This is a genomic window from uncultured Amphritea sp. (assembly GCF_937127095.1).
Lineage (GTDB): Bacteria > Pseudomonadota > Gammaproteobacteria > Pseudomonadales > Balneatricaceae > Amphritea.
In genome coordinates this window covers 1-22,477 of the sequence record NZ_CAKZLP010000078.1, presented here as the reverse complement: position 1 = coordinate 22,477, position 22,477 = coordinate 1, and the positions used below count along the sequence as shown (strand labels likewise).

The window sequence follows — 22,477 nt, the reverse complement described above, 5'->3', positions numbered from 1 at the left end:
CTATTTCACACTCTGATTGCGCCGTTTAATATCAACCAGCAACTCTAACTGCTGATCAGAATTCATCTTTGAAATTTCATGAGTTAAATCAGATTTATAATCAATGAGCGGTAACTTGCCTTCATCTATTGCCGCTCTGATATCGGGATCATTAGCATCAATTAAGGTGATCAACGCTTTCACTACCCGTTGTACTTGTTTCTTTGTCAACGATGCATCTTCCAGAGGAAAGTCGACGATCATTCTGATCTCGCCATCCCGATGATCATAATCATAAAAACAGAGTTTCTTCTCATAGGATTTACGAATAGCCACTTCAAAAAATGCTTTACGGTTATTCCGATCGACACAGTTATAAAGTTTAGGCACAATAAACTTAATCAGTTCACCGTTTTCCTGAACAGAAAACAATACTGCAGCGTAATTATCGCCATCCAGATCCTTATACACTTTTGTAGGGAAGCCCGAATATAGATAGCCATTCCCATCTTCACCCGGATTTGATTTATATTTCCACCCGATATCATCCAGAATAGCTTCTAGCTGTTTAATTGAAGTTGCCACATTTATCCCTTATAAACATTGTAAAAAATAAGGCCATACACAAAAGCATGACCTTAGATCTTGAAATATCGACTGATTAACGACTAATTAGATACCGCTATTCCCATCCAGCGCGGCCAACTGAGCCAGCAGCTCACGCCGCTTAAGCTCGATAGGATCAATCTCTTCTGATACAAGTCCCAACAATTTTTTCATTTCAGGAATAGCCTCACAGCTATTAGTAATAACCTGCAACAAACGGGTAAACTGCTTGAATGTTAAATCGCCATCCTCAATAGGACAAGTAACACTGAGATGGTGATCATGATCCGAGGGATCATATTCCCAGGCGCCAAGTTTGCTCTTATAGTTTTGATACAGCATCCAGCTCATCAGAGCCGCGCGTTTCTCGTCGTTAGCCTCTTCTACCAGGTCATCTAAATGCTTGACCGACCGGATCAGTAAAAACTCGCCATCTTCCATCAACTGAATGGCAATCATTACCTGACCCTTTTCATCCGTTGCACCGGTCAGCAGAGTCGTTTCATCCTTCTTCTGATACTTCATCCCTAACGTATCCATATACTGTTCAATTCTGCTTAACGTAATTGCCATTAAAACTTCTCCATTAACTTATGTAACATTGCTTGATCTAACACTTCGTGATCCAAAACAGCTTCAGCTACGGCTTCAATTTTTCGCCAGTGATGCTCGACTAACTGCTCGGTGTTTGCTGTTGCTTCAGCTATCCACTGAGCAACCCTTTCTTCAACTTTATCTTGATAAGCCACATGCCCGGTATACTCTTTCAACCCTTCAATATTGATGTTATAAAGGGCCTCATCCATCCCCCAGCATCCGATAGCCAGCCAGGCATAATGCATCGCTTGCTTCAGATCACCTGAAGCGCCGCTATCCAAACCTTTGTCAGCAAACCTCTTTACCTGAGCCGCCCTTCCCGCCAGGGACACACAGCTCATATTGAAAAGAAACTCCCGGGTATAATCGTGACGCTGATCGCTATCGTAAGAAACCATTCCCAAAAAATCGGCGCGTGCGACAACGGTTATTTGCTCAATACGCCGTTCGGGCATCAGAATATAAGAGACAACAGCATGGGCCGCTTCATGATATGCAGTCTCTTCGAGATGCTGACGACTGTCTTCCAGGTTCAGCGGCTGACCATATTTCAGAATATTGATCTGCTCCTGAAGGCAGTTCTGATCAACTCTGTTAATCCCCTCACGCAGAGCAAACAGAATGCTTTCGCGAGAGACTTTTTGCAGATCTGCGCCGCTAAAACCCGCAGTCATCACCAGCACCTGATTCAGATCGATATTGGAATCAAAAATATCCTTCTCTAACATCTTTCTGATAAACCAACTGCGGGCATCTTTATCCAACTGAGGCACTTCATAATGTAAGTCAATCCGGCCAGAACGTAATATCGCAGGATCGATCAGCTCTTTACGGTTGGTTGCTGCAATAATAAAAACATCACCGGAATTGCCGCTGAAACCATCGATTTCTACCAGCATACGGTTAACCAGTGCATCAGCATGCGGGCCTGCTACACCCCGTTTTGGCAACGCATCGATCTCATCAATAAAGATAATCGAAGGTGCATATTCACGCGCTCTGGCAAATAGCTTACGAATGAAATCTTCATTGAGCAGATCATTACCGGAGCAAGACAGAAACGGCAGATCAGCCTCATGGGCAAACGCTTTAGCCAATAAGGTTTTCCCTGTGCCGGGAACCCCATACAACAGCATTCCTTTAGGCGATTGAACACCCTGTTCAGCCAGATACGCCTGTTTTCTAATAAGATGGACGACTTCTTTTAGCCGGGCTTTAATTTTGTGATGGCCCGCAATCTGCGCAAACGAAACCTCGGGCAGATCGACCTGAATACCCGAAGCATCATTAAAATCATCTGCATTTGCCAACTTTTCGATTCTGACATCCTTATATCGCAGCGTTAAGCTACGATCCTGCTCATGGATCTCAAAATCAAAAAATAGTCGTTGGTGTTTTGTCGCTAGTTGATTAGGTAGTTTTTCAAGATCAAGTTTTGCAAGAAAAGAGTCAACACTATCACTCAGCGACAGAGTGACACCGTCCACATCAATCTCCTGATGTTGCAATAAATAATCAGTGATGGGATCAAACGCAAGATCACCAATACGTGATTTTATTTCACGTGTATCAAAAGCCGGAGCAAAACTAAGGACTAACAATTGAACCAGTTTTTCCAGATTATCAAACTTTACAGTAAGCCCAAGTTTACTCTCGAAAGACTTTCGATCATCAACAAGTAACTGAGTGGCAATGTTGGATAACCCCCCAATCGATAGCTTTTTGAAAAGTACCACGCTGCCCTGGATTAGCCGGGATAATAATTCCGGGGGAATAGCCGCAACAGTATTACCGCCTTCTATTTTTGTTTCTTTGCGGATAACCTGAATCAGGGTTTCCCGAGCCTGATGAGGGTTACTCGCAGTCTGAGCTGCAAACGTCCGATTACTGTATAGACTGCTGCCAAGATTTGACGTAAAGATAATAATCGTCTCTCTGAAATCTATCTCTTCACCACTGTACTCATCTTTCAGATAACCGGCTGACAGCAATCTCAACAGTGAAGTCTGTACCCGAGAATGCGACTTTTCAATCTCATCAAATATAATGATCGATTTGGGATTACTTTTGACAAACTCAGTCAGCTGGCCAACACCCGCACTTTCAAAACCTTTGCGTAATCCTACCAGTGCAAACCCCTCTTTTTCAGAGGTGAGCTGAGTCATATCGAACGACTTAACTTTATAGCCCTGCAGACCTATCCCGAGTATTTCCGCCATATAGGTTTTGCCTGTAGCGGGAGGCCCCAGGAATGAAAAGATAGCGCGGGGGCGATTGGCCTTCTCCGCCCAGGCCATTCTCATAATAGCGTCGCTGACCGCTTCTACCGCCTCATCCTGATCAAAAATCCGGCTGGTAAGCAGCTCTCTCATTTCCGCTAAACTTGAAACAACTGATTTATAAAGCCCTTTCCTGACGTTAAAATACAGTTCAGATATATCTGATTCAAAGGAAATACCGGACTCTCTTAATTCAGCAATAAGCACCTGAACCTCTGGCGCATAAGAAACGCGCTCTTTGGTCGCTATCTGATTCAGCAGTTCAGATGAAAAAAGTTCAGATTTTTCCTGAGAGGGATCTACATCAACGAGACCGCAAACCATGGTATAGGCTGAAAGATCAGCAGACGCTAAGCCCTTCAATGACTGCTGTATATGAGAGATATTTATCGATGGAGCACTGTCTTCAAGAGCAAAGTACTTTGCGCCCAATAAGATTTTACGCATGTTGAATTATCCTAATGACTAGTGACACATCATGTGCTGCCAGAGCTATACCGCCTGACAACACCATCAGCCAATCAATCCAAAACTGTCTTTTACACACAAGTAGGTACTTAACCTGCTGCCATCACTGAGGTCAGTTGCAACTGCACATGCAGGAATCAGTTTTAAATAGACATAATTACGTTCTATGCACTGCTATACATATATTCATATAGAGCGCATTTTTTTATGCGGGAAATCAAAACAGACGTTTCAATATCAGAAGAAAAGTTCAACCTAACCACCAAGAAATACAATGAGTTAATGAAATCATAATCAAGGCCGTACTTTGAAGAAAAACCCTTACAAGGGTTACGCCCATATTAAATTAATTCATATATAAAATAAAATACAATCTAGTCACTCGTCACCCCAAAACGGTGAATAACGCCCGTTTCATATATTTGATAGAAGATCAGGAGCCTCAGCTTGCTCAACACAGTTGCGGCCACGGGATTTTGCCCGGTAAAGTGCCTCATCAGCACGCTTCATAGACTCGGCTAGCGACTCTGTCATTACATCAACAGCCGCCACACCAAAACTGGCAGTGACGTTAACCGTCATCTCACCGACCCTGACCTCCATCGCCTCCAGTCCGGCTCTCAGTCGCTCAGCCAGGTCGGTAGCGTCCTCTAAATTGGTCTGCGGCAGAAGAGCAGCAAACTCCTCTCCGCCGATACGCCCGAACGTATCGACAGTGCGCGTTATCGTCTGTAATGAAGTGATTGCAGCAATCAGTACATTATCTCCCGAGGCATGGCCGTAGTTATCATTAATCTGTTTGAACAGATCGAGGTCTATCATCACCACCGCCAGCGGCGTTTGAAAACGTCTGGCTCGATCAAGCTCTTTCTCGCCGTATTCAAAAAATGCACGCCGATTTAATACCCCCGTCAACGAATCGGTCTGTGCCAGTAGCTCAGCGCGCTTTACCGCGTGTTCGAGTTCAACAGTTCTCTCAGCCACCAGTCGTTCAAGCATCGTCTGTTCCTGTTGAAGATGCGTAATATGTAACAGTTCAGCCGCCTCTTTTTGCTGCGTGAGATAGTTGATGCGGTCTGCCAACGCTAAGGAAAGAAGCACTCCCTCAATACAGAAACCAAGCGGTGGTGAAAAGCTGGTAACAAAATCAGACGGAATAACGCCAATATTACGCGTCACTGCAATCAATATGGCAAGGCTCCAGACACTCCAGCCAAGCACATAAAACCTTGCATCCTCCCGGCCTTTTTTGTATTGCCAGACCCCGATCAGTGGAAATAATACTGTCAACAGTGCGTACAACAGAGTGAACTTTAATGCATATCCGCGCCATCCCAGAAGATAGCAGAGCAGAGCGAGCCCGCCTAAAAGAAAGAGTGATTGCAACAAGCGGTCAATGATGCGCGATTCTCTTGTATTGAGGAAGCAGCGTGTAAACTGGGTAGCCAGCCCCAGAGTCAGTAACGAAAATATTATCGGGGCAAAATCGGCAAACCATGGACTCCCTTGCCACAGGTAGCGATAACCAAGACCCGTGCTGGAAAGCAGAGCCATCATTGCCGCCATAATATAAAGGGTATACCAAATATATTCAGGCATCCTTGTGGAGAATCCGATCAGCAAATTATAGAACACCACCAGAATTCCAATTCCGATGAAAGATCCGATAATAAAATATCGGTTTGCATAGTGCTGAGAAAAGGCGTCAGGAGACCACAGCAACAACTGAGTCTCTGCCAGCCCTGGCAGATCATAGGAGAGATGAATCCATACCTGTTGCACAGCGCCAGGTGGTGTATTCACAGGATAAAGATTACTCTCAGCGGCAACCGCGCGATCAGCAAATGGAAGATGATCACCACCGCTCTGAACCGCAGCCCCATCGGTGTAAAAAGTCACGCGGTCCCAGTGCGGGTGAACCACTTCCAGCAGCCATAATAACGATTTCTCACCACGGTTCTGCACATCAATACGCAACCAGAAATCGGAATGGCTAATACCGAAGTTACTTTTGCCATCCGGCAACGGTGCAAAGCGCGAAGCCAGAGGCTCGCTTCGCACCTGCTCCAGGGTATAGGCATGTGCGGTATCTTCAAGATAAAGCACATGCATCCCGGTGCCGACGCCCTTCATATTGGATGACAGACTAATCGGCGACTGAGCCTGGCAAAGAGCGCTAACTAATAGCAACATCAACAGCACAAAAAGGCGCCCGGTAAGCGCATTTAAAATACCTTCACGACGTCGTTTGTACGTTTCATAACGGCTATTGATAATACTAAAATCTGGAATTTCCATGATAATAATCAGAGGCCTGAAAGTGCGATTCGGTTGGATAATTTAACGTCTGAGGTGTATCAAATACAGCATCATGACAATCCCAGAGAAACGATACTCTCTGATAAACTGCAACCTCAGTTTATACTGATTCACACACTTAATCCGTTTCAATTCGCCATTTTGAGACATCTCATTTTTCTCTGAACCGCCGGATATATCATCTGTAACAACGATGTAAAGGCCATTGTGAACTGTCGATACGCCAGGCTGATTAGCCTTGATGAGGAGCTGGAGCGGAAAGATCAGGAACGGGTCGTTGGCACCGAGGGTTTACTTGAACCCAGAACGAGAACCAGGAGAACCAGATAAACTAAAAGCGGCTTAACAGACTTGCACGACACCTACCTTGAAAATCGCCGAAGACTTAGTGGCAAACTGAAAAGAATAAAATCCAGCTCGCCCGAATTAAGGCTCACCTACCCTGATCCACTGGATTAGTTCGCTAGAATTTATCAAAGCAAACTCCCTTTTAATCAGCTTCCCTGATGCATCAAAGAGCAAAAGCTCCGCAGGGCTGGCTAGGTGTTCAGCGATAAGCTGTTCTCCCTCTGGGGTGTTAATTTTGGCGATGAGAAAGAAAGCTTGGTCACTAAGCTGATCACGAGCTTTATTCATTTGCTCAGTCTGACTTATGCTAACTGCAAGATTTGGATCATAGACAAACACCAGAGCCGGCAAGCCGGTACCTATTTGCTCATGGGTCATCTTAAAACCTTTAGGTATCGACGTTACTGCAACCCCAAGAAGTATCAATATGAATAGGATGACACCAATAAAAACCCAGGGATTTCGGCGAGTGGCGTTAGAATTATGTTTCTCGTTGATGACAAAATCCTCTTTTATATTTGAAAACACATACCATCAGCGGTGATACAGCCGCTGCGAAAAGGCGAGTAAATCAACTCACGAATATGATCAGGATTGAATTCAGGAACAACCCGGCCAGCTTCCAGGTGATGCTTCAGCATTCGCGAATGCTCCAGAATAGCCGTCACCTACTCATCACCAATATGTGGTACATCTTGCTCGATGTAGTATGACTGAACTGCCTGCAAATCCTCAAGGGAAGAATGTGCGATGCGTAATTCCTTTTCTTGATGCTCAGTGTTTTTTTAGCGTCCGCCAAAGATACGGTATTGCCCTCACGATCAACCATGAGTCCTTGCGCCACAGCCTTTATAAACCTCAGTTACTCAGCGGTTCTCTCATAATCTTCAAGCCCCTGAACAACAGCTATACCACGTCAACGGCTGGCAAGCAGGATTGGACGATACCTACCCTGGGCTCGGCCAACGATTTTTTTCCGGAGTTAATCTTCAACTTTGATAGAGGAGTGACATCCTTCGAAAACGTCTCTTGCATGACGTTCACGAATCAATAGAACAGATACCATTGCCAGCCCCTGTAGATAGGTCTGATCAAGAAACAGTCGTGAGGGCGAGTCCCCCAAATAAGTGCGGCAGTAATTCCAATCGCGACGAGGTACCCAGAGGGCATGCTAGCGTCGCTCCCACAAGTCCAGCAACAAGCCACGAACTACGGCTCTTAAAACGCTTTTTCTAACAACTAGCAAGGAGCGAAGCGACGTCTAGCGACTGAAGTTATTATCCGCGAAGCGACGTCTAGCGACTGCCGTTAAGACCCGCGATACGTCGAATAGCTGTAAGGCGAGATCAACAGCGGCACATGGTAGTGCTCAGTTTCATCGGCGATCCCGAAGCGCAGCACCACATCATCGAGAAAAGCAGGCTCAGGCAGTTCAACGCCCTTTTGACGGTAATAGCTGCCGACACTGAAAACCAGTTCGTAGACGCCCGCTTTGAAATCGTCACCTGCCAGCACCGGCTGGTCGCAGCGGCCATCGTCGTTGGTCAGGGTGGTGTGTAGCAGTTCGCGGCGGGTGTCGCTGATACGGTAGAGCGCGACGGGTATTTCACTGCCGGGACAGCCGTGAGCTGAGTCCAGCACATGTGTTGTCAGATAACCCATGAGTCATTCATCCTCTGTGTTCTATTTACCGGTTAACGGATCAGGCTAAACTGATCTGCAGATGAGTACACTATAAAACAGCCAAAACAACAATTAAAGACAATTTTTAGAATAATTGTATACATTATTTCTATGACATTATCACATAATGAAATCAAAGCCTGAACCCTTTGATCCTTAAGGGATACTGTGACCTTTAGTCACCATTTAATACTGAAACGCGGGAATTAATTGCCGCTTTCAACTTGTTATCTGTAAATTTTATTGTATACAATGATTGCATACCGGTTTGGATTGATTCATTATCTTATCCAAGACAGTCTAATCCAATACACGTTTACAGTATCGTTAAGGAGTGCCCCCGTGAACAATGACTATCCTCGTGATCTGATCGGATATGGCTGCAACCCGCCGCATCCGCACTGGCCCGGACAGGCCCGTATCGCTATATCATTTGTTCTTAACTATGAAGAGGGTGGCGAACGCTGCATTTTACATGGTGACAGCGAGTCCGAAGCGTTTCTGTCGGAGATGCCGGGGGCACAGCCACTGCCCGGCGTGCGTCATATGAGCATGGAGTCCTGCTATGAATACGGCAGCCGTGCCGGTGTCTGGCGCGTGCTGAAACTGTTTAGTAAATATGATATCCCCCTGACTATTTTTGCCGTGGCGATGGCGATTGAACGACACCCGGAGGTGGCTAAAGCGATGGTTGAAGCGGGTCATGAGATCTGCAGCCACGGTTATCGCTGGATCGACTATCAGTATTTTGATGAGGCCGAAGAGCGTGAGCATATGATGCGTGCCATCGATGTGATCACCAGGGTCACCGGTCAGCGTCCACTGGGCTGGTACACCGGTCGCACCAGCCCCAACACCCGTAAGCTGGTGATGGAGGAAGGCGGCTTTATGTATGACTCCGATACCTATGATGATGACCTGCCCTACTGGGTTAACAATCAGGGTAAAGGCCATCTGGTGATCCCCTATACCCTGGACACCAACGATATGCGTTTTGCCACGCAACAGGGTTTCAACAGTGGCGAACAGTTTTACCAATATCTGAAAGACAGTTTCGATACCCTGTACGCAGAGGGGGCCGACGCACCAAAAATGCTCTCTATCGGTCTGCATTGCCGCCTGATTGGACGTCCCGCGCGGATCGCCGCACTGGAACGGTTTATTCAATATGCCCAGAGCCACGAACAGGTCTGGTTCAGTCGCCGGATCGATATTGCCAAACACTGGCACACCGAGCACCCATTTAACCCGGAGACCGCATCATGAGTAACGCTCAGTTTCAAAGCTGCACCCCGAGCCAGATGAGTCGCGAAGCCTTTATCGTCACATTTGCTGACATCTATGAGCACTCTGCCTGGGTGGCTGAACAGGCATACGATCTGGGAATAGATGAACATTTCGACCAGATAGAGGCCCTGCATGGACGCATGGCAAAGATCTTGCTTGAGTCTGATCAACAATCTCAGCTGGATCTGATTAATGCTCACCCGGACCTTGCCGGAAAAGCCGCTGTTGCGGGTGAGCTGACTGAATCTTCAACCTCAGAACAGGCCGGAGCGGGCATCAGTGAGTGCACCGCCGAAGAGTTCGCCCGTTTTACTCAACTGAATGATGCGTATAAAGCAAAATTTGGCTTTCCGTTCATTATGGCGGTCAAGGGCAGTAACCGGCACCAGATTCTGGCCTCCTTTGAGGAGCGCATCCATAACAATCCCGAGCAAGAGTTCAGCCGGGCATTGCAGGAAATCAACAAAATAGCGCAGTTCCGACTGGAAGCTATGTAACCTATTTAAGCTAGACGAGTAAAATAATGACAACAACATTTGAGAAGTACATTAACCTGGCAGACGCCCGTCTGGGCAGTAAAGCGATCTTTGTAACCGACGACTGGTTTGCCGCCGTCGACCGTATGCTGCAACCGGAAGCACCGGTCTGGAAAGAGGGTGTTTTTGACGACAATGGTAAGTGGATGGATGGCTGGGAATCCCGCCGTAAGCGCTTTGAAGGCTATGACTACACGATCATCCGTCTGGGTGTGCCTGGCGTGATTAAAGGGGTTGATATTGATACCTCGTTTTTCACTGGCAACTACCCGCCTTCCGCATCACTGGAAGCCTGTTTCTGTGAAAACGGTGATCCGGCGGATGATGCTGAGTGGACCGAACTGCTGGGCGCTGTCAGCCTCAACGGAAACAGCCAGCATCTGCACGCCATTAACAGTGATCAGCCCTGGACCCACATCCGTTTCAATATCTTCCCGGATGGCGGTGTTGCCCGTTTACGTGTTTATGGCACCCCTTATCTGAACTGGTCTGATATCAGCAGCGACCGGGAGATCGATCTGGCATCTTCCCTCAACGGTGGCCGGGCGCTGGCCTGTAGTGACGAGCATTTTGGTAAAAAGAATAATATTCTAAACCCAGGACGCGCGATCAATATGGGCGATGGCTGGGAAACCGCCCGTCGCCGCACCCCGGGCAATGACTGGGTGATTGTCGCCCTGGGACATCCGGGCGAGATCAGCCGTATCGTGGTGGATACCCTGCACTTTAAGGGTAACTACCCGGACAGCTGCTCCATTCAGGCCGCTTTTGTTAAAGGCGGTACGGATGAACAGATCGAAACTCAGAGCCTGTTCTGGAAAGAGTTACTGCCGTCGCAAAAACTTGAGATGCACCAGGAACATGAATTCAGTGAACAGATTAAGGCGCTGGGACCGATCAGCCATATCCGGCTGAATATCTTCCCGGATGGTGGCGTCAGCCGGCTGCGACTGTTTGGCCGCATTACGGACTAAGAGCTACGGACTAAGAGCTACGAACTCAGAACTCAGAACTCAGAACTAAGGTGTTTTAAATGACTGAACAAACTAGGCTGATACTCACACCGGAACCACTGACTGCAGCCGCGTTTGCCCCCTATGGGACGGTGATTGAGACCCGGGATCGTGATTTTTTCATGATCAATAACGGTTCGACCCAGCGCTTTCACCGTTTAGCCGAGGTGATGCTGGGTAAAGCGGGAGATCGCGGCATTATCAGTATCTTCCGGGCACAGGGTCTGGAGATGCCGTTGCGGGTTAAACTGCTGGAGCGGCATCCGTTTGGCAGTCAGGCGTTTATTCCCCTAAAGCAGCACCCGTTTCTGATTATCGTCGCTGAACCCGACGAGAGTCCGCAAACGGATAAGATCCGCGCCTTTATCACCGATGGCAGCCAGGGGATTAATTACCACCCCGGCGTCTGGCATCACCCGGTGTTAAGTTGCGAAGCGGAAGATGACTTTTTGGTGGTCGACCGCGAGGGTGAAGGCAACAACTGTGATGAATATTACTTTGCTGAAGCAACCGAGATAGTGCTTAAGAATAGTGCTTGAGTCAGATCACTGATAAGCAGGCAGTCACAACCGAAGCACAACAGAACATTAACATCGTTGGCCTTTAGCGAAAGCTATGAGCGTCACTATATGAGGAGTAAACCATGGATCCCCATATCACTGAATGGTTAAACCTGGCCGTACGTTGGGTGCATATGATTACCGGAATCGCCTGGATCGGCGCATCCTTCTATTTTATCTGGCTGGAAAACCATCTGGACCGCCGCAATCCTAAGGAAGGATTATCCGGTGACCTGTGGGCGATCCATGGGGGTGGTATCTACCACCTGACAAAATATAAACTGGCACCGCCTGAAATGCCGGAAGAACTGCACTGGTTTAAGTGGGAAGCCTATGCCACTTTTCTCTCCGGCTTTACCCTGCTGGCGGTGGTGTATTACCTCAACGCCCAACTCTATCTGGTGGCCCCGGGCAGTGATCTGAGTTCAGCGGCGGCCATCGGCATCAGCGTGGCAAGTCTGGTAGCGGGCTGGTTTATCTATACCACCCTGTGTGATTCACCACTAGGGAAAAAACCCGCACTGCTGGGTCTGGTCCTGTTTGTCCTGCTGGTTGCTGCCGCCTGGGCGTTCACACTGGTGTTCAGTGGTCGTGCGGCGTTCATCCATATTGGTGCGATTATCGGCACCATCATGGTGGGCAACGTGTTCTTTATCATCATGCCCGCACAGAGCGATCTGGTCGGTGCGATTGAAGCCGGTCGTGAACCCGATCCTGCACTGCCCGCTAAAGGCTTACTGCGCTCCCGGCATAACAACTACTTCACTCTGCCGGTGCTGTTCATTATGATCAGCAACCACTTCCCCAGCACTTACAGCTTTGAGTATAACTGGGCGATTCTGGCAGGGCTTGCAGTGCTGAGCGTACTGGTACGTCACTACTTTAATACCCGTCACGCAAGCCAGAAATTTGTCTGGACCATTCCAGCCGCCGCGCTGGGGATGATCGCACTGGCATTTGTCACCGCACCGAAAACCGCTGAAAAGTCAGACACCCAGGTCAGCTTTACCCAGGTTAAGCAGATCATTGATCAACGCTGCACCGTGTGCCATTCAGCAACCCCCACGTTCGCTGGGTTCACTGCCGCGCCACTGGGTGTGATGATGGATACCCCGGAGCAGATCCAGATTCTGGCTCCCCGAATTCAGGCTCAGGCGATTACCACTCAGGCGATGCCTCTGGGTAACATTACCCAGATGACCCAGCAGGAACGGGATCTGCTGGGCACCTGGATCGCTCAGGGCGCACTGACAAAATAACGGTCTGTCACCTCTGTAACAGAGATCGAGACAAACGCTTCTCAAATAAGCCCCGTAAACCCTGCGGGGCTTTTTTGTTTTAGCCAGCATCAGCCTGAACTTACAGCACCGCTTCAGCGACACCATCCACTTACATGATCTAACGCACTTGAGCCGGGTTTACTCCGGGTGCTAACATTGCCCCGCAATTTAACCTACAGTTAAAATAATAAGAAAAAGGAACTCAGTAATTAATGGCTAAAATACGCGAGCGTAACCGCGAACTGATTATTCAGGCGGCCAGTGAAATCTTTGCCGCACAGGGTTATGCTGCGACCAAAACGATCGATATCGCCGAACATGCGGGCTTGCCCAAGGCGAACGTTTACTACTATTTTAAAAGTAAAAAAAACCTCTACCGCAGCGTTATTGAAAGCGTTATCGACCCCCTGCTGCAGGCAGCAACCCCCTTTTATCAGGATGATGATCCGGCCACGGTGTTAGAACAGTACATCCGTGCCAAAATCAGGGTGTCTCAACAGCACCCCCACGCCTCCAAAGTGTTTGCCAGCGAGATCATGCACGGCGCGCCTCATCTGCCCGATGATATCGCCGAACAGATGATGGAGCAGACCCGGGTGAGCAGTGACAAGATTCAGTCCTGGATCGACCGGGAACTGATGGATCCGGTTGACCCACACCACCTGCTGTTTACCATCTGGGCCTCAACCCAGACCTATGCGGACTTTGACTGGCAGATAACCCGCGTCACCGGCAAAAAGAAGATGAGTCAGCGAGACTACGATATCGCCGCAGAGCAGCTTATCCAGCTGATATTGAAGGGTTGTGGCGTACAGGCGCTGGTCACCCATGCGTTAAGAAAAGCCTGAATAACAAAAAGCCCCCGACTGTTTGGAGGACTAGTCGGAGGCTTTGTCGGTTTCACTCAAGCATTACATTTTAAACAGCACCGGCATCGGCGATCAGTCCTGCGGCCTGAATTCCGGTAATCGCACACAGCTCATCCACATCAGACAGATCCCCACTGATACCCACAGCGCCGACCACTTCATTGTCACTGTTACGCACCAGCACACCGCCCGCCACCGGCACCAGATGTCCCTGCGCCAGGGTGGTTAACGATGCGATAAACGCGGGCCGTTCCAGCGCATCCCGGCCCAGTTCGCGGGAGGATTTACCCATCGCCACCGCACCCCACGCCTTGCCGATGGCGATGTCGGGGCGCAGCATACTCGAACCATCCTGGCGCTGCAGTGAGATCAATTTACCGGCGCTGTCCAGAATCGCCACCGTTAACGGCGACGCACTCAGCTCACGACTTTTACCAAATGCCGCCTGAGTTATCGCTATCGAACTTTCAAGATCAAGTCTGACCATCAGTATTACCTCTGAGATGTTAATTTTATTATTTTGAAAATCTGATCGCTCCGTACTGACAGCTGCGTTCATAGCGTTGTTTATAAAACGGATATAGTGATAAAACATACATTCAGACCAAGTTATTGTATACAAAACAATCAATATATTGTTGCCGCATAGTGAAACTCAATTACCGGACAAAAAGTTGACTAAAAAGTCAGGATTAAGCACTATGAACTGTCTTCACCGTAAACCTATCCATTTACGGTGGGATTCTTGTTGACTCCCCCTTCGAGGGATTTAAGACCATCAGCGTGTTGATGGTCTTTTTTTTTACCTCTTTTATAGGTATCGGTTTGATTATGGGAGCTTCGATTGAACACATTGCCTGCCCAGACCATCGCCGCGAGGGCGCGCCTCCTACACTAGCCGTTACCTCAACGGCTTGGTTGTGTAGAAGCTGCATCCTACGATGATTGAGCTCTTCGCAGTAACAACCGCGCGCCGCCTACATACGAAAGCACCGCCCTACGCTTTTTCGGACCTCGGACAAGCGCAGCGTTCGGACCTAAGGCAAGCGAAGCGCTCAGACCTCGGACTACGATGTTAAAAATTGTGTACAATAACCCCCTCTGTTTTTGTAACCCGATATAGCGGAAGATTAAGCCCCACTATGAACACTGTATTTTTCGATCTTGATGGCACTCTGCTCGATTCTCAAAGAGGGATTGCCGAATCGATCCAGAACGCGCTCGCTGGCCTCGGTTATCCACAGGCCTCCCCAGAGCAGTTACAACGCTGCTTTGGTCCGCCTATTCGTGACAGTTTTGCCCGACTGATGAACACCGCAGAGGTGCCTCTGATTGAGGATGCGGTGATCCGCTTTCGCCAGCACTATTTAAAACAGGGGATCAGAAACTATACGGTCTATCCCGGTATCAGGGATCTGTTACAGCAACTTTCTGATGCCGGATTACGGTTACGGGTACTGACAGTAAAACCCCAGCCACAGGCTGAATGGTTGTTGCAGGATGCGCAGCTGGCTAAGCTGTTTGAAGCGGTTCACGGCAGTGAACTCAGCGGTGGAAAAAGCGATAAAACAGAGCATCTGGGTGAACTGATCAAACATCACCCACAACCCTACAGTGCCCATTGGATGATCGGCGACAGAGAGAGTGATATTCGGGCGGCCCGGGCACATGGTCTCAGTTCAGTCGCGGTCACCTGGGGCTATGGCGAAGCAGAGGAGTTGAACGGCAGTAATAGTGACCATCTGATTCACGAACCTGCCGCGCTGCTGGATCTGCTGATCCGTTAGGGTTAACTCAGCCCGTAGCGGGATTGAGGTATTCATTACTCACTATATTGAACGCCTGCTGTTGGGCAAAACGTCCGATCAGCTGTTTGGCACTCTGTTCAGCGTCTGAATCTGCCCCCTGATGCAGTTGCAGCAACGACCGATAAACCGCCTTAACCGAGTCTTCGTACGCGCGGTGACCCTTAAAGTGGATACGCACACCCAGCTGCATCATCTCTTCTGCAGAAAGCGTAGTCTCTGCATAATCAATTAGCATCAGCGGCAGATCGGTCACCTGGTTCAGCTGCACCAGTAACGCCTTCGATACCTGACCAAAAATACAGATACCATCAACACCGGTGCGACTGTAAGCATCCACCCGTTGCAGCAGCTCCCGGTGCGGTTGCTGACCATGGGTGCGGGCAAAGATTGCCAGGTTGGAATCTTTACGCGCTTGCAGCGCTGCCTGCAATTTACTGCATCCCTCTTCTACCGTACTGAGGTTCAGCTCCGGTTGTTTATAAGGTCTGGGAATCACCGTATCTTCGATCGTAATCACTGCCGCGCCGGCATGTTCCAACTCAGCCACGGTGCGCATCACATTGAGGGCGTTGCCATAACCATTATCGCCATCGACAATCACTGGCAGGTCGGATGCCTGACACACCCGGCGTGCCTGATCCGCCAGTTCACTCAGGGTTAGCAGATAGATATCCGGTACCCCCAGCGACATCAGCGAGGCCACTGAGCCACCGAGTATGCCGACCTGGAAGCCGATATCATCCGCCATTCTTGAAGACAGAGGATCAAAAACAGACGCGCATGTGACACACTGCTGACTGTCCAGCAGCTGACGCAGTCGTAATCGCGCAGCAGAACTCATTATCAGTACCTGTCGTTGAATAAGTTAACGTGAAATAACACCCCTTCCATTAAGAAAGGAGTGTTCGTAGTACACAGACAGAAGGATCTGCGCGGATTAACAGCCAATCAGCGGTTACAGAACAACCTGCTCTGCCAGACCCTGCTGTTGCGCAAGCCGGACCGCTGCAGAGGCAACCGCCAGATCCTGAAGGCCTACGCCGGTGCCATCAAACAGAGTGATCTCAAGATCATCACGACGGCCCAAATGTGTGCCATTAATCACCTCACCTATCGGCGTGATATCGGCTTCATTCAGCAACCCGGACGCGACTGCATGCTGCGCTTCACCGATACTGATCGATTGCGCCACCTCATCGGTAAAGACCGAAGCGACCGCCAGCAGTTCAGGATCAACCTCCTGTTTGCCTTTGGTATCGGTGCCCATACAGGCGATATGGGTTCCCGGTTTAATCCACTGCTTCATGAGCAACGGTTCAAACGCTGAGGTGATGGTGATAATAACATCCGCCTCGGCGCCCAGTTGTTCCCGCTCGACGGCGGCAAACGGCATACCCAGCTCTTCACACACGGCAGCCAGTCGGGACAGGTATTCCGGATGGGGATTCCAGGCAACCACTTTTTCAAAGTTGCGCTGTTCAAGAGCGGCCCGCAACTGGAAGGTGGACTGATGTCCGGCACCCACCATCCCCAGCACCCGGGCATCTTTACGCGCCAGATGGGCGATAGACACCGCCGACGCCGCAGCGGTGCGTACGGCCGTCAGATAGTTGCCTCCCACCAGCGACCGCAGTTGGCCGGTATCCGGGTCAAACAGAATCACCGTGGACTGATGGTTGGTCAGGTTTTTATGGACGTTACCCGGCCAGTAGCCGCCGGATTTAACCCCCAGCACCATCCCGGCACGGTCGAAACCGGATTTGAAACCATAGAGGGCATCGGCGTGACCGATCGCTTCCCGCACCACGGGAAAGTTATACGCGGCACCACTGGCCATCGCCGCAAACACGCTTTCAACGGCGCTGAAGGCCTCGGGGCGGCCCACCACCTGCTCACAGACCGCTTCGGATACCAGAGTAATTCCGGGTAATGCGTTAACAGAGGAGAGCTCTTCAACAGAAGCACCCATAGATATTCTCCTTAATCAGGTATTGAACAGATGCCCCGAAGGACATCTGTGGGTAGAGGTTAAAGACCTTAATAAGCCTTACCGCGGGCGGATACTGGCCACAGGGTTTCAACCTTGCCGTTGCGAACGCCGACATAGTAATCGTGGACATTACAGGTGGGATCGCAGTGTCCCGGCACCAGGCGGATCTTCTGGTTTACTTTCAGCGCACCGCGCGGGTCGGAGATCACCCCATGTTCATCGGAGCACTTGATATATTCCACATCATCCCGGCCAAACACGTAGGGCAGTCCACTATCAACCGATTGCGCTTTCAGACCGGCATCACAGATCGCTTTATCCGCTTTAGCGTGACTCATAATTGAGGTAAGAATGAACAGAGAGTTTTCAAACTCAGAGATCCGCTCACCGTTTTCATCATGAATCGTCTGATAATCCGCATCCATAAAGGCGTAGGAACCACACTGCAACTCGTTATACACACCGGACGCACCTTCAAAGTAGTAAGAACCGGTGCCACCACCACCAACGATGTCACACTCCAGGCCAACGGCTTTAAGCATCTGTACCGAACGGGCCACCATCTCAATGGCAATATCCACTTTCTCTTTGCGCTCGTTATAGTTTTGCATATGCTGCATCGCGCCCTGATACGCCTGGATACCGGCAAACTTCAGACCGGCTGCTGCATCTATCGCCTGGGCGATATCCACGACCGGCTGTCCCGCAGCCACACCACAACGTCCGGCACCACAGTCAATCTCAACCAGACACTCAATCTGGGTGCCATGTTTCTGCGCAGCAGCAGAGAGTTCCGCGACATTGTCAATGTCATCGACACAACAGATCGTCCGGGCACCCAGTTTCGGCAACCGCGCCATACGGTCGATCTTGGCCGGATCACGCACCTGATTCGAGACCAGTACATCTTTAATACCGCCACGGGCGAACACTTCCGCCTCGGACACTTTCTGGCAGCAAACGCCACAACTGTCGCCCAGCTTTTCCTGCAACAACGCGATATCAACGGATTTATGCATCTTGCCGTGCACCCGGTGGCGCACGCCCATCTGCTTAGCGTAATCCCCCATGGTGCGGATATTCTTCTCCAGTGCATCCAGATCAACAATCAGACAGGGTGTCTGGATATCTGCTTCATCCATTCCCGGGATGGCCGGAACGTCGTACCCTACTTCCAGATTGTGCAATTCATTCTGTGCATTCATTGGTGTTCTCCTGTCAAAATTCTTAGTTGTTCAGCCATGGCAGTTTGTCGAGGTCGACATTTCCGCCGGTAATAATGACCCCTACCCGTTTGCCTCTGAAGAGTTCCGGATTCTTCAGAATGGTCGCCAGGGGCACTGCGCTGCTGGGTTCAATCACAATCTTCATCCGTTTCCACACCAGCTTCATCGCCTCGACAATCTCCTCCTCGGTGGCAGTGAGAATATCGGTGACATGGTTGCTGACAAAGTGCCAGGTCAGGTCTTTCAACGGTACTTTCAGGCCATCGGCCACGGTTTCAGGCGCATCATCAGCAATGATGTAACCGGCTTTAAAAGAGCGGGCGGCATCATCCGCATTCAACGGTTCTGCGGCGTAGATCTTCACCTGGGGCGCGATGGTGGAGAGTGTCAGGCAGGTGCCTGAGATCATTCCACCGCCACCGATCGGTGCGATCACCGCATCCAGGTTATCCACCTGACTCAGCAACTCTTTGGAGCAGGTCGCCTGTCCGGCAATAACCCGTGGATCGTTATAGGGGTGAACAAAGTCAGCCCCGGATTCAGCCACCACCTCGGCAAACACCGCTTCGCGGGAACTGGTTGAGGGTTCGCACTCAACGATGGTGCCGCCATAGCCGCGCACCGCATCCTTCTTCGCCTGGGGCGCGGTGCGAGGCATGACCACCGTCACCGGAATGCCCCGCTGGCCCGCCGCATAGGAGAGCGACAGCGCATGGTTGCCGGAGGAGTGAGTTGCCACCCCCACCGCCGCCTCGGCTTCAGTCAGGCCAAACACCGCATTGGATGCCCCGCGTACTTTAAAGGCCCCGGCCTTCTGCAGGTTTTCACACTTAAAAAACAACTCTGCACCGGTCAGCTCGTTGAGGAAACGGGAGGTCAGTACCGGCGTTTCATGGATATAGGGTTTAATCCGTTCATGGGCGATCAGCACATCATCATAGGTGGGGATCGTCATCTTCTGTTCAGTTATATCGGTCATGGGATACCTCAAAAATTAACTTCAGGCACAGTTTTTACTGGCAGTCTTACGAAAATATTCCTGTGCGGCGGCAACCCCGGAGCCCAGCGTGATCGGGTAATTCAGATCCGCCATCGCCATCTCAATCGTCGCCAGACCCGACAACACCATAACGTCTGTCAGCGAACCCAGATGGCCGATGCGGAACGCTTTACCGTTCATCTCCCCCAGACCGATACCGAAGGAAACGCCGTAGGCATTAAAGGCATGTTCGGTCAGTTGGTTGCTGTCAAAGCCTTCCGGTACATAGATCGCGCTAACCGTATCGGAGTACAGCTCCGGCGACTGTGCACACAGTTTCAGCTCCCAGGCGTCAACCGCTTTACGCACCCCTTCAGCCAGACGGTGATGACGGGCATAGACATTCTCCAGCCCCTCTTCAAATAGCATCGCCAGACTCTCTTTCATGCCATAGATCAGCTGCAACGGAGGCGTGTAAGGGAAACCACCGTTGGCATTCGCCGCCATCATGTCGCGAAAATCGAAGAAGGTGCGGGTCAGGGTCGCCGTCTCCATCGCGGCCAGCGCTTTCGGGCTAACCCCCAGAATGGCCATACCGGTGTTCAGCATGAAGCCCTTCTGCGAACCGGAAACCGCAATATCAACGCCCCAGGCATCCATCTCAAACGGCATCGATGCCAGTGAGCTGACGCAATCAACAAACAGCAGTGCCGGATGGCTCGATGCATCCATCGCCTGACGAACGGCGGCGATATCACTCTTAACACCGGTCGCCGTTTCATTGTGGGTTACCAGTACCGCTTTAATCTCATGGCCACTGTCGGCACTCAACACCTCGGCAAACTTGTCTGCCGGTGCACCGCTGCCCCAGGCACACTCAATAACCTGAACATCGAGATTGTGGCGCTGGCACAGATCGATCCAACGGTGAGAGAACATCCCGTAACGGGCGATCAGTACTTTGTCACCCGCTGACAGGGTGTTACAGATAGAGGCTTCCCAACCGCCGGTACCACTGGACGGGAAGGTAATCACTTCACCAGTCTCAGTACCAAAAACACGTTTGCAGTCGCGCAGTACCGGAGCGAATGTTTCAACAAAATCCGGCGCGCGGTGATCGCGGGTCTGGAGATGCATCGCATTACGTAACCGATCAGGAATATTGGTCGGGCCGGGTATAAAAACAGGATTCTGATCTGTCATGGTGAATACTCTTTATAAGTGTTGGAAAAAGCACTCTGCTCAGGATCGTCTGAAGCAGTAAGACTTAAGTGTTATTCACCATAAGAACAACGCAGAACTTCCGCAATATGCAAATATTCCATATTATGAAATTTTAATTATTTTCCCGTTTATTTTTACTAACTAACTGAAATTAAAAGAATAAAATAGTGAAAATGGTTGAAAACTAAGCATTTCATATTATGAAATACAGTTTTTTATTGTTGCTATGTGGTAATTTCATTAAAAATTGCACAATATAAAAAGCATCAAGCCGTTACATCAGCCCTTAACAGGAGATCTCTATGTCAGATACAAAACCAGAAGCCCGGATTCAGGTTATCGACCGGGCCACACTGCTGCTGGATGTTATCTCCCGTTACTCAAAGCCGGTGAAACTGAAAGTCCTGAGTGCCGATGCCGGGCTACACCCCTCCACCGCCCACCGGATTCTTCACTCGCTGATCGATAACCGTTTTGTCGAGCGCAGCAGCGCTGGTGAATACCGACTGGGACAGCGGTTATTGCAACTGAGTAATCGGCTGCATACAGATATCGACCTGCGGGCGGTAGCGATGCCCTATATGGAAAAACTGCGGGATAAGCTGGGCGAGACCATCAACCTCACCATCCGTGAAGGCGATGTAGTCATCTACTTTGAAAAAGCCACCCCCAACCGCATGATGCACGTACAGCAGATCGTTGGCAGCCGGGCACCGTTGCATGTCACCGGCGTCGGTAAACTGATGCTGGGCATCAGTGGTGAACAGGAGATCGCCGGTTATGCCCAGCGCACCAACCTGCCCGCCTACACCCGTAATACCTTTAACTCCCTTGAAGCACTGACTGAGGAGTGTCTGACATCAGCTCAACGGGGCTATGCCCTGGATAATGAAGAGGCGGAGATCGGAGTCGGTTGTATCGGCGTACTGATCTACGATCAGAGCAACCAGCCGGTGGCCGGACTCTCCCTCTCGGCCCCGATAGACCGCCGCCGGGATGAATGGATCGGGGAGCTGGTTCAGGCGGGCAATGCGATATCGGAACAGTTGGGGTATGGGAAAAGCAGTGGCTAGATCGCCGCTACGCGGCTGGCTAGTGGTTAGAACGTCGCTCCGCGACTGCTAGAAAAAACATCGGAAATAACGGTCAGGGCTTCGAATTAAAGTGCTTAAGCGAATAGGATGAAAATCGATAGCGCCTGACAGGCATAACTTGCTGCACAAAATAAATCTGTCGCGTTTTTTCACTGCTTGCTATGTTTAAGGGCTTTGACCCTTTTGGTTGCGGGAATACTAACCTGTTGGATCACCGATTCGTGCATTCAGGTTGTTTAACAGGTAATCCACTAGTCCATCGATGGCTTATCCGTACTGGTTGAGCAGGAAATGACGCTGTCTCCCAGCATGGAAGCCCTGTTTGTGTTCTG

The 22,477-nt window shown here is 50.0% G+C and carries 21 protein-coding genes; 8 read left to right on the top strand and 13 right to left on the bottom strand.

The genetic code is table 11. The annotated features are described in order from the left end of the window. The 7 genes from Q0499_RS20420 to uraH all read right to left on the bottom strand — a co-directional run bounded on the left by Q0499_RS20420 (position 1) and on the right by uraH (position 8,258). The gene (locus tag Q0499_RS20420) at positions 1 to 564 is read right to left on the bottom strand and encodes a hypothetical protein (RefSeq protein ID WP_299203670.1); all 564 of its coding nucleotides are present in this window, start codon (positions 562 to 564) and stop codon (positions 1 to 3) included. Between the two features lie 87 nt (positions 565 to 651). Continuing rightward, positions 652 to 1,158, bottom strand: coding sequence for a hypothetical protein (locus Q0499_RS20415; protein WP_299203667.1), 507 nt, complete (start codon positions 1,156 to 1,158; stop codon positions 652 to 654). Next, positions 1,158 to 3,908: an AAA family ATPase gene (locus tag Q0499_RS20410; protein ID WP_299203665.1), complete on the bottom strand. Its 2,751-nt coding sequence runs from the start codon at positions 3,906 to 3,908 to the stop codon at positions 1,158 to 1,160. Before Q0499_RS20410 ends, Q0499_RS20415 begins: the two co-directional genes overlap by 1 nt. Positions 3,909 to 4,343: 435 nt before the next feature. Continuing rightward, on the bottom strand, positions 4,344 to 6,227 hold the full coding sequence (locus tag Q0499_RS20405) for a diguanylate cyclase (RefSeq protein WP_299203663.1): 1,884 nt from the start codon (positions 6,225 to 6,227) through the stop codon (positions 4,344 to 4,346). 447 nt (positions 6,228 to 6,674) lie between these two features. Next, positions 6,675 to 6,974 carry a hypothetical protein gene (locus tag Q0499_RS20400; RefSeq protein WP_299203661.1) on the bottom strand — a complete coding sequence of 100 codons (300 nt, stop codon included), beginning with the start codon at positions 6,972 to 6,974 and terminating at the stop codon, positions 6,675 to 6,677. A gap of 134 nt (positions 6,975 to 7,108) precedes the next feature. Next, a complete protein-coding gene (locus Q0499_RS20395) occupies positions 7,109 to 7,237 on the bottom strand; it encodes a hypothetical protein (protein ID WP_299203659.1) in 129 nt (42 codons plus the stop codon). A 667-nt stretch (positions 7,238 to 7,904) separates the two neighbouring features. Further along, positions 7,905 to 8,258, bottom strand: a complete 354-nt coding sequence (gene uraH, locus Q0499_RS20390; RefSeq protein ID WP_299203657.1) for a hydroxyisourate hydrolase — start codon at positions 8,256 to 8,258, stop codon at positions 7,905 to 7,907. A gap of 363 nt (positions 8,259 to 8,621) precedes the next feature. On the opposite strand from uraH, the gene puuE reads away from it, so the two are divergent. The 6 genes from puuE (at position 8,622) to Q0499_RS20360 (ending at position 13,803) form a co-directional block, all read left to right on the top strand. Beyond that, positions 8,622 to 9,545 carry an allantoinase PuuE gene (gene puuE, locus Q0499_RS20385; RefSeq protein ID WP_299203656.1) on the top strand — a complete coding sequence of 308 codons (924 nt, stop codon included), beginning with the start codon at positions 8,622 to 8,624 and terminating at the stop codon, positions 9,543 to 9,545. After that, positions 9,542 to 10,063 carry a 2-oxo-4-hydroxy-4-carboxy-5-ureidoimidazoline decarboxylase gene (gene uraD, locus Q0499_RS20380; RefSeq protein ID WP_299203654.1) on the top strand — a complete coding sequence of 174 codons (522 nt, stop codon included), beginning with the start codon at positions 9,542 to 9,544 and terminating at the stop codon, positions 10,061 to 10,063. Before puuE ends, uraD begins: the two co-directional genes overlap by 4 nt. A 26-nt stretch (positions 10,064 to 10,089) precedes the next feature. Then, positions 10,090 to 11,076 (top strand): allantoicase, encoded by a 987-nt coding sequence (alc, locus tag Q0499_RS20375; protein WP_299203651.1) that lies wholly within the window; start codon positions 10,090 to 10,092, stop codon positions 11,074 to 11,076. A gap of 59 nt (positions 11,077 to 11,135) precedes the next feature. Next, on the top strand, positions 11,136 to 11,654 hold the full coding sequence (locus Q0499_RS20370; protein ID WP_299203648.1) for an ureidoglycolate lyase: 519 nt from the start codon (positions 11,136 to 11,138) through the stop codon (positions 11,652 to 11,654). 104 nt (positions 11,655 to 11,758) lie between these two features. Continuing rightward, positions 11,759 to 12,934: a urate hydroxylase PuuD gene (locus Q0499_RS20365; protein ID WP_299203645.1), complete on the top strand. Its 1,176-nt coding sequence runs from the start codon at positions 11,759 to 11,761 to the stop codon at positions 12,932 to 12,934. A 233-nt stretch (positions 12,935 to 13,167) separates the two neighbouring features. Then, a complete protein-coding gene (locus tag Q0499_RS20360) occupies positions 13,168 to 13,803 on the top strand; it encodes a TetR/AcrR family transcriptional regulator (protein ID WP_299203642.1) in 636 nt (211 codons plus the stop codon). A 70-nt stretch (positions 13,804 to 13,873) separates the two neighbouring features. On the opposite strand, the gene Q0499_RS20355 is transcribed toward Q0499_RS20360, so the two are convergent. Next, positions 13,874 to 14,311 carry a heme-binding protein gene (locus tag Q0499_RS20355; protein WP_299203639.1) on the bottom strand — a complete coding sequence of 146 codons (438 nt, stop codon included), beginning with the start codon at positions 14,309 to 14,311 and terminating at the stop codon, positions 13,874 to 13,876. A 655-nt stretch (positions 14,312 to 14,966) separates the two neighbouring features. On the opposite strand from Q0499_RS20355, the gene Q0499_RS20350 reads away from it, so the two are divergent. Then, the gene (locus Q0499_RS20350) at positions 14,967 to 15,611 is read left to right on the top strand and encodes an HAD hydrolase-like protein (RefSeq protein ID WP_299203636.1); all 645 of its coding nucleotides are present in this window, start codon (positions 14,967 to 14,969) and stop codon (positions 15,609 to 15,611) included. Positions 15,612 to 15,618: 7 nt separating this feature from the next. Here the strand turns inward: Q0499_RS20350 and Q0499_RS20345 are convergent, their stop codons facing one another. From Q0499_RS20345 to bhcA, 5 genes are all read right to left on the bottom strand, one after another. Further along, positions 15,619 to 16,473, bottom strand: coding sequence for an isocitrate lyase/phosphoenolpyruvate mutase family protein (locus tag Q0499_RS20345; protein ID WP_299203633.1), 855 nt, complete (start codon positions 16,471 to 16,473; stop codon positions 15,619 to 15,621). Positions 16,474 to 16,587: 114 nt separating this feature from the next. Next, entirely contained in the window at positions 16,588 to 17,601 is a 1,014-nt protein-coding gene (gene bhcD, locus Q0499_RS20340) for an iminosuccinate reductase BhcD (RefSeq protein ID WP_299203630.1), read from the bottom strand. 68 nt (positions 17,602 to 17,669) lie between these two features. Continuing rightward, positions 17,670 to 18,827 (bottom strand): 3-hydroxy-D-aspartate aldolase BhcC, encoded by a 1,158-nt coding sequence (gene bhcC, locus Q0499_RS20335; RefSeq protein ID WP_299203626.1) that lies wholly within the window; start codon positions 18,825 to 18,827, stop codon positions 17,670 to 17,672. A 22-nt stretch (positions 18,828 to 18,849) separates the two neighbouring features. Further along, positions 18,850 to 19,827, bottom strand: a complete 978-nt coding sequence (bhcB, locus tag Q0499_RS20330) for a beta-hydroxyaspartate dehydratase BhcB (protein WP_299203624.1) — start codon at positions 19,825 to 19,827, stop codon at positions 18,850 to 18,852. A 21-nt stretch (positions 19,828 to 19,848) separates the two neighbouring features. Beyond that, complete coding sequence (gene bhcA / locus Q0499_RS20325) at positions 19,849 to 21,030, bottom strand: L-aspartate--glyoxylate aminotransferase BhcA (protein WP_299203621.1); 1,182 nt, start codon at positions 21,028 to 21,030, stop codon at positions 19,849 to 19,851. 323 nt (positions 21,031 to 21,353) lie between these two features. Between bhcA and Q0499_RS20320 the strand changes: the two genes are divergently transcribed. Beyond that, a complete protein-coding gene (locus tag Q0499_RS20320; protein ID WP_091352428.1) occupies positions 21,354 to 22,124 on the top strand; it encodes an IclR family transcriptional regulator in 771 nt (256 codons plus the stop codon). Positions 22,125 to 22,477: the final 353 nt, after the last annotated feature.